The 1,022-nt window shown below is 55.8% G+C and carries 1 protein-coding gene; it reads right to left on the minus strand.

Annotated elements, in window-relative coordinates:
* Positions 1–1,022 (minus strand): elongation factor Tu (tuf, locus tag FAZ14_RS20180; RefSeq protein ID WP_153509100.1); only part of this gene is annotated, 1,022 nt, incomplete at both ends.

A 1,022-nucleotide genomic window follows, 5' to 3' on the forward strand; every position in this document is an offset into this window, starting at 1 on the left:
GCGATCGGAGCAATCAGGTTTACAACCATCTTGATGTTGTCGCCAGGCATAACCATTTCCACGCCTTCCGGCAGTTCGATGGTGCCAGTCACGTCAGTAGTACGGAAGTAGAACTGCGGACGGTAGCCTTTGAAGAACGGCGTGTGACGGCCACCTTCGTCTTTGCTCAGGATGTATACTTCAGATTCGAACTGGGTGTGCGGCTTGATTGAGCCCGGTTTAGCCAGAACCTGACCACGCTCAACTTCATCACGCTTAGTACCACGCAGCAGAACACCAACGTTCTCGCCCGCACGGCCTTCGTCCAGCAGTTTGCGGAACATTTCAACGCCGGTACAGGTGGTTTTCGCGGTGTCTTTGATACCCACGATTTCAACTTCTTCACCCACTTTGATGATGCCGCGCTCTACACGACCAGTCACTACAGTACCACGGCCGGAGATAGAGAATACGTCTTCGATCGGCAGCAGGAACGGCTTGTCAATCGCACGCTCAGGTTCCGGAATGTAGCTGTCCAGTGCTTCGGCCAGTTCGATGATTTTCGCTTCCCACTCGGCATCGCCTTCCAGCGCTTTCAGCGCAGAACCGCGGATTACCGGCGTGTCGTCGCCCGGGAAGTCGTACTGAGACAGCAGCTCACGCACTTCCATCTCAACCAGTTCCAGCAGCTCTTCGTCATCAACCATGTCACATTTGTTCAGGAACACGATGATGTACGGAACGCCTACCTGACGACCCAGCAGGATGTGCTCACGAGTCTGCGGCATCGGGCCGTCAGTCGCAGCAACTACCAGGATCGCGCCGTCCATCTGGGCAGCACCGGTGATCATGTTTTTCACGTAGTCGGCGTGTCCCGGGCAGTCAACGTGCGCGTAGTGACGAGTCGGGGTATCGTATTCAACGTGAGAGGTGTTGATGGTGATACCACGCGCTTTTTCTTCCGGCGCGTTGTCGATCTGGTCGAATGCACGAGCCTGGCCACCGTAGGTTTTTGCCAGAACGGTAGTGATGGCAGCGGTCAG

Source organism: Dickeya oryzae (assembly GCF_009372235.1).
Classification (GTDB): Bacteria; Pseudomonadota; Gammaproteobacteria; order Enterobacterales; family Enterobacteriaceae; genus Dickeya; species Dickeya oryzae.